Below are 6,759 nucleotides of genomic sequence, written 5' to 3' on the forward strand. Positions count from 1 at the left end.
AGACCTCGACGCCGGGCGCGATCTGCAGCATGTCCTGGTAGGCGCCCGACGAGATGGTGCCGAGCGTGCCGATGACGCCGATACGGCCCGACCGGCTCGTCGCGACGGCGGTGCGCACGGCGGGGCCGATGACCTCGACGACCGGCACGTCGTAGCGTTCGCGCGCGTCGCGCAGCATCGCCGACGACGCCGTGTTGCAGGCGATCACGAGCATCTTCACGCCCTGCTCGACGAGGGTGTCGAGCACCTCGAGCGAGTAGCGCCGCACGTCGGCGATCGGCTTCGGGCCGTACGGCGAGTGGGCGGTGTCGCCGACGTAGAGCAGCGATTCGGCCGGCAGCTGCTGCGAGATCGCCCGGGCGACGGTGAGACCGCCGACCCCGGAGTCGAAGATCCCGATCGGCGCGCTGTTCACGATCACCGAGCCTACCCGCGTGCGGCGCGCCCCTACGCTGGAGCCATGCCCGAGAGCACGGCTCTGCTGACCGACCGGTACGAACTCACCATGCTCGACGCCGCAGTGCGCGACGGCACGGCGAACCGCCGCTGCGTGTTCGAACTGTTCGGCCGGCGCCTGCCGGGCGGTCGGCGCTTCGGTGTCGTCGCCGGCACGGGCCGCCTTCTCAGCCTGCTGCGCGACTTCCGCTTCGGCGAGGACGAGCTGCGGTTCCTGCGCGACGAGAGAGTGGTGGATGCCGCCACCCTCCGTCTCCTCGAGCAGTACCGGTTCACCGGCACCATCACGGGCTACCGCGAGGGCGAGCTCTACTTCCCGGGCTCGCCCGTGCTCACCGTCGAGGGAACGTTCGCCGAGGCGGTCATCCTCGAGACGCTCGCCCTCAGCGTGCTCAATCACGACTCGGCGGTGGCGACGGCCGCCGCGCGCATGTCGATCGCGGCCGGATCGCGACCCCTCGCCGAGATGGGTTCGCGTCGAACGAGCGAGCAGGCGGCGATCGCGGCCGCGCGCGCCGCGTTCATCGCGGGATTCGGGGCGACCAGCAACCTCGAGGCGGGGCGCCGGTTCGGCATCCCCACGATGGGAACGGCGGCGCACGCTTGGACGCTGCTGCACGACACCGAGGAGGACGCCTTCCGCGCGCAGATCGCGGCGCTCGGCGTCGACACGACCCTGCTCATCGACACCTACGACATCGACCGCGGGGTCGAGACTGCGGTGCGGGTCGCCGGCCCCGGGCTCGGCGGGGTGCGCATCGACTCGGGCGATCTGCCGGTCGTCGCCGCGCACGTGCGCGACCGACTCGACGCCCTCGGTGCGCCGCGCACCCGCATCACCGTGACGAGCGATCTCGACGAGTACGCCCTCGCGGCTCTCGCCGCCTCCCCCGTCGACGCGTACGGGGTCGGCACGTCGCTCGTGACCGGCTCCGGGAGCCCCACGGCGCAGATGGTCTACAAGCTCGTCGCGCGGCAGGATTCCGCCGGCACCTGGATCCCCGTGGCGAAGGCGTCGGCCGAGAAGGCGACGACGGGTGGCCGCAAGAGCGCCTTCCGGACGCTCTCGGGCGGGGTGGCGACATCCGAGCTCATCCGGGTGGCGGACGGCTTCGACACCCCGCACGGCAGCGACCACCCCGACGCCCGGGCACTCCAGACGGTGCTCGTCGATCACGGCGACATCGACACCGCGTTCGAGGGGTCAGAGGGCGTGTCCGCCGCACGCGCCCACCACATCGCGGCTCGCGCCGAGCTGCCGTCGCGGGCCCTCGGTCTCAGCCGATCGGACCCCGCGATCCCGACGGTCTACGCCGCCGGGTGATGAGCGGGGCGGATGCCGCGCTCACGCCTTGAGCGACTCGTAGATCTCCTTGCAAGTGGGGCACACGGGAAACTTCTCGGGGTCGCGCCCCGGCGTCCACTTCTTGCCGCACAGCGCGCGCACCGGCTTGCCGGTGAGCGCGGACTCGAGGATCTTCTCCTTCTTCACGTAGTGGGAGAAGCGCTCATGGTCACCGGGCTCGATGTTCTCCTCGCGGATGAGCTCTTCGAGCTCTCGGTCGAGGGTGGCCAGACCCCCATGGTCGGGCGCGTCGAGTGGGGTGCTCATGGGTTGCCAGTGTAGCCGCGGGGACGCCCGCTCGGACCGGTGATCCCCAGCCCGGAGCGCACTGTCAGGGCGGGCGCATAGGATCGCCGCGTGGCGAAGAAGGTGCACCGCATCCACTCGCTCCCGGACGACGCGCCGTGGGCGGGAGGTCTGCCGCCCGAGGGGTCGCCGGAGCATCCGCTCTCGATCCGGGCCCTCGATCGGGTGCTCTCCCTGCAGCGGCCGGTCGTGCTCGCACACCTGCGCAGCGTGCGGCTGCGGCATCCGGATGCCTCACCGGCAGAGATCGTTCGCGTGCTCGAGCGTCGCTACCTCACCGCCATCACGACCGGCGGCGCTGCGGTGGGTGCGACTGCCGTCGTGCCGGGGATCGGGACCGGAGTGACACTCGCCCTGAGCGGTGTCGAGACCGTGGGGTTCCTCGAGACGACGACCCTGTTCGCACAGTCGATCGCCGAGGTGCACGGCGTCGCGATCGACGACCCCGACCGGGCTCGGGCGCTGGTGCTGACCCTCATGCTCGGACAGGAGGGCGTCGCCCTCGTGTCACAGCTGGCCGGTGAGGCCACCGGACGCGGTCAGAACCGCGCCGGCTACTGGGGTGACCTCGTCACCCGCACGATCCCCCGCGGCGCCCTGGGTCCTGTGGTCGACACCCTCAAGTCGACCTTCGTGCGTCATTTCGCGACCCGCGGCGGCGCCTCGATCATCGGGAAGGCACTCCCCTTCGGCATCGGCGCCGCGATCGGGGGCACGGGCAACCATCTGCTCGGCCGCCGGGTCGTGACGACCTCACGGAAGGCCTTCGGCGCGCCCCCGGCGATGCTGCCCGTCGAGCTCGAACCGCGGGCGGGCGCCCGGCGTACCGAGCACATCGTCGGCGGCGCGCTCGGCCGTGCCGCCGGCGGCGCCGCGGCGATCACCGGCAGCGCGGTGCGCGGGGTGTCGAAGGCGACCGAGCGGCTGCGCCCCCGCCGCGAGCTGCGCATCCGCGAGAACCCCGCCCCCGACGACGACAGCGGGCGCCGACCCTGAGGTCGACGCCCGCTGTGCGGCATCCGTTCGTCAGCTGAGCGAGCCGAGCGTGACGTCGACCGTGTGCGATGCGCCGTCGCGCACATAGGTCAGCGAGGCCTTCGCGCCCGCAGCAAGCGCACGCACCTCGGCGGTCAGGTCGACGGCACCGGTCACGGGCTGGCCGTTGAACTCGGTGATGATGTCGCCCTTCTGCAGACCCGCGGCGGCCGCCGGGCCGCCCGAGGTGACGTCGGCGACATAGGCGCCTGAGATCGTCGCGCCGGTGACGTTCGCCGAGTCCTGCACCGACGCACCGAGCAGACCGTGCGTGGCCTTGCCGTTCTGGATCAGCTCGTCGGTGATGCGCTTGACGATGTCCGACGGAATCGAGAAGCCGACGCCGATGTTGCCCGACTGGGTCCCCGACGTCGACGAGCCGGTGCCCGCGATCGCGACGTTGATGCCGATCAGCTGACCTGAGGAGTCGACCAGCGCGCCACCGGAGTTGCCGGGGTTGATGGCGGCATCCGTCTGGATCACCGAGATCTTGATCGTCGAGGTCGTGGAGGTCTGCGTCTGGCCCTGTCCGAAGTCGAACTGGAACGGCGACTGCTGGCCCTGCTGCGTGTCGCCGCCCGAGCTGCCGGAGCTGCTGGGAGCGGACGACGCGATCTCGATCGAACGGTTCAGAGCGCTGACGATGCCGTTGGTCACGGTGTTCGACAGGCCAAGGGGCGCGCCGACGGCGATCGTCTGGTCGCCGACGTTGAGCTTCGACGAGTCGCCGAAGGTGATCGGGGTCAGCCCCGACGCGCCCGTCAGCTTGATGACGGCCAGATCGTAGGTCGGGTCGGTGCCGACGACCGTCGCGTCGTAGATGTGACCGTCGGAGGTGGTGACCTTGAGCGTGGCGTTGGCAGTTGCGCCGTCGAGGGTGACGACGTGGGTGTTGGTCACGACGTACCCGTCGGCGGTCAGGATGACACCCGAACCGGTTCCGGCGGACTGGCCCGACTCGGCACTGATCGTGACGACGCTCGGCACCACCTTCGCGGCGACTGCCGTGGTCTGGTTGACGGAGCTGGTGTCGTTCACGGTGACCGTCGTCGGGCCGGATGCCGCGGACGTCGTGCCCTTCGGGCTCCACAGCGTCATACCGGCAGCCGCACCGCCGAGGCCGGCGGCACCGCCGACGATCGCCGCGGCGACGAGGAGACCGACCGCGCGCGTCGCGCCGGACTTCTTCTTCGGCGCAGGAGCAGCGGGGGTGCCCCAGAGGGGAGCGGTCGGGCCGGTCGCGGCCGGGCCGAACGACTCACCCGTCGCCGGGGCGACCGGAACGGTCGGCGCCGTCGCCGAGGCGGCCTCGGCCGCGGAGATCTCAGGAAGCGGGGGCCGTGCGGCGGCGGTGTCGACGGCCGGCTCCGGCGCAGGGCTCGGGGTGGGGGGAATCGGTGCCGCGGCTGCCGCCTCGGCGTCGGACTGCTCGGGGCGGGTGCCCTCGGCGTCGCTCATGACTGCTCCTTCTGTGCTCTGGGACCACCCTGCACAGCGACTCTGTGCGTTTTCTATGACAGACGTGAAACGGTCCTATGCGCTCCCCTCCAGTAGCGTGTGGCGGGTGCACGACATTCCCGGCGCTTGGCGTCGAGCCGCCCGCGGTGCGGGCCTGCTGACCGATGACGGGGTGCCGATTCCGACGATCTTCGCCGAGATGTCGGCGCTGGCCCAGCAGACCGGCGCGATCAACCTCGGTCAGGGCTTCCCGGACGAAGACGGACCGGCCGAGATCCTCGAGGCCGCCCGGGCGGCGATCGCGAACGGTGTCAATCAGTACCCGCCGGGGCGCGGCATCCCCGATCTGCGGCTCGCCGTGGCCGAGCATCAGCGTCGCTTCTACGGCCTGGACCTCGACCCCGACCGTCACGTGCTGATCACCGCGGGCGCCACCGAGGCGCTGTCGTCGACACTGCTGGCGCTGATCGACTCCCCCGACGACGAGGTGGTCGTCTTCGAGCCGTACTACGACTCCTATGCGGCCTGCGTGGCCCTCGCGGGAGCCCGTCTCGTGACGGTCCCCCTCGCCTGGCCCGATTTCCGACCCGACCTCGACCGGCTGCGCGATGCGGTGACAGACCGCACCCGAGTCATCCTCGTGAACGACCCGCACAACCCCACGGGGGCCGTCTTCGACGACGAGGTGCGTGCCGAGCTGGTGCGCCTCGCGATCGAGCACGACGCGATCATCGTCGGCGACGAGGTGTACGAACACCTCACCTTCGACGGTCACCGTCACCGCCCCCTCGCGACCCTCCCGGGCGCGTGGGAGCGCACGCTGACGATCTCGTCGGCCGCGAAGACGTTCTCGGTGACCGGGTGGAAGATCGGCTGGGTCACCGGGCCGGCCGCGCTGGTCGACGCCGTGCTGGCGGTCAAGCAGTTCCTCACCTACGTGAACGGCGCGCCGTTCCAGCCCGCCGTCGCGACCGCGCTGCGGCTGCCCGACAGTTTCTTCACCGGCATCGCGACGACCCTCGAGCACAAGCGCGACCTGCTGCAGGATGGCCTGCGGACCGCCGGCTTCGACGTCGCCCCCTCGCGAGGCTCGTACTTCGTCGTGGCGGATGCCACTCCCCTGGGCGCGACCGATGCGGCGGCGTTCTGCCGCGAGCTTCCGGCGCGCGCGGGCGTCGTCGCGATCCCCCTGACGGCGTTCGTCAGCGACGCGGCGCGAACCGAGTACGCCACCCTGGTGCGCTTCGCGGCCTGCAAACGCACCGAGGTGCTCGCGGATGCCGCGGCCCGCCTCGCCGAGCTGCGCTGATCCGGTCGCACCGAAGCCGGTGGGCCGTGCTCGATCCCGTCAGATCTCGCGCGGCACGACCGTGTATCGACGCAGCTGCAGGGCGGGGTTCACGCGACGAACCCGCTCGACGTCATCGAGCGAGACGTCCGCGAGCGCGAGCCCGGTGGTCGTGCCGATCGACGCGCGCACGACTCCGGTCGGGTCGATGATCGCCGAGTGCCCCACGCCGATCGGCGGGGTGTGGTCGGCGGCGGCAACGAACACCGTGTTCTCGATCGCGCGGGCGCGCAGCAGCGTCATCCACTGGTCTTCCTTCAACGGACCGCGCACCCACTCGGCGGGAACGAGCACGAGATCGGCGCCGGCGTCGACGACGACACGGGTCGACTCGGGGAACCGCAGGTCGTAGCAGGTGATGAGCCCGACGCGCACGCCATCGACCTCGAGGGTCTGGGGAGCGTCGAGCGCACCGGGCTCGATCCAGTCGGACTCACGCTGCCCGAACGCGTCGTAGAGGTGCTGCTTGCGATAGACCGCGCGCACGCCGTCGGCGGCGACCGCCACGACGGTGTTGCGCACCTTGCCGGAGACAGGCGCCGACTCGACGAGTCCCGCGACGACGACCACGTCGTGCTGCTGCGCGAGGGCCTGCAGGTGGGTGACGAACGGGCCGTCGAGGGGTTCCGCGTGGGCGGCGAGGCGCTCATCGAACGGGTCGACGAAATAGCTCGCGTACTCGGGGAACACCACGAGACGGGCACGGGATGCCGCGGCCCGCGCGACGAGCGCTGCGACCGCTTCGCGGTTGGCCGCAAGCACCTCGGTGGGTGTGAACTGGGCGACGGCGACGGTCAGCGCAGGAGAGGTC

Annotated in this window: 7 protein-coding genes; 3 read left to right on the forward strand and 4 right to left on the reverse strand. The window is 71.4% G+C overall.

The window, feature by feature from the left end; genetic code table 11:
• Window positions 1-415, reverse strand: a 415-nt coding sequence (locus ASG00_RS16860; protein WP_235559137.1) for an aspartate/glutamate racemase family protein, incomplete at its 3' end; no start/stop codon positions are given.
• Window positions 416-460: 45 nt separating this feature from the next.
• Here ASG00_RS16860 and ASG00_RS04440 point away from each other — a divergent pair.
• Window positions 461-1,780, forward strand: coding sequence for a nicotinate phosphoribosyltransferase (locus tag ASG00_RS04440; RefSeq protein WP_056207206.1), 1,320 nt, complete (start codon window positions 461-463; stop codon window positions 1,778-1,780).
• 21 nt (window positions 1,781-1,801) lie between these two features.
• Here the strand turns inward: ASG00_RS04440 and ASG00_RS04445 are convergent, their stop codons facing one another.
• On the reverse strand, window positions 1,802-2,068 hold the full coding sequence (locus ASG00_RS04445) for a DUF3039 domain-containing protein (RefSeq protein WP_045248541.1): 267 nt from the start codon (window positions 2,066-2,068) through the stop codon (window positions 1,802-1,804).
• Between the two features lie 90 nt (window positions 2,069-2,158).
• On the opposite strand from ASG00_RS04445, the gene ASG00_RS04450 reads away from it, so the two are divergent.
• Window positions 2,159-3,103, forward strand: coding sequence for a hypothetical protein (locus ASG00_RS04450; protein ID WP_056207208.1), 945 nt, complete (start codon window positions 2,159-2,161; stop codon window positions 3,101-3,103).
• 30 nt (window positions 3,104-3,133) lie between these two features.
• On the opposite strand, the gene ASG00_RS04455 is transcribed toward ASG00_RS04450, so the two are convergent.
• A complete protein-coding gene (locus ASG00_RS04455) occupies window positions 3,134-4,600 on the reverse strand; it encodes a S1C family serine protease (protein ID WP_082483054.1) in 1,467 nt (488 codons plus the stop codon).
• Window positions 4,601-4,706: 106 nt separating this feature from the next.
• Between ASG00_RS04455 and ASG00_RS04460 the strand changes: the two genes are divergently transcribed.
• Window positions 4,707-5,909 carry a pyridoxal phosphate-dependent aminotransferase gene (locus ASG00_RS04460; protein ID WP_156454828.1) on the forward strand — a complete coding sequence of 401 codons (1,203 nt, stop codon included), beginning with the start codon at window positions 4,707-4,709 and terminating at the stop codon, window positions 5,907-5,909.
• Between the two features lie 39 nt (window positions 5,910-5,948).
• On the opposite strand, the gene ASG00_RS04465 is transcribed toward ASG00_RS04460, so the two are convergent.
• Window positions 5,949-6,746, reverse strand: a complete 798-nt coding sequence (locus ASG00_RS04465; protein WP_082483059.1) for a carbon-nitrogen hydrolase family protein — start codon at window positions 6,744-6,746, stop codon at window positions 5,949-5,951.
• Window positions 6,747-6,759 lie beyond the last annotated feature (13 nt).

This window comes from Microbacterium sp. Leaf351 (genome assembly GCF_001423825.1).
Classification (GTDB): Bacteria; Actinomycetota; Actinomycetes; order Actinomycetales; family Microbacteriaceae; genus Microbacterium; species Microbacterium ginsengisoli.

Bases quoted from the DNA above. Each gene is read 5' to 3' on its own strand.
- ASG00_RS04440 (WP_056207206.1), top strand. From the start codon at position 461: ATGCCCGAGAGCACGGCTCTGCTGACCGACCGGTACGAACTCACCATG.
- ASG00_RS04445 (WP_045248541.1), bottom strand. From the start codon at position 2,068: ATGAGCACCCCACTCGACGCGCCCGACCATGGGGGTCTGGCCACCCTC.
- ASG00_RS04455 (WP_082483054.1), bottom strand. From the start codon at position 4,600: ATGAGCGACGCCGAGGGCACCCGCCCCGAGCAGTCCGACGCCGAGGCG.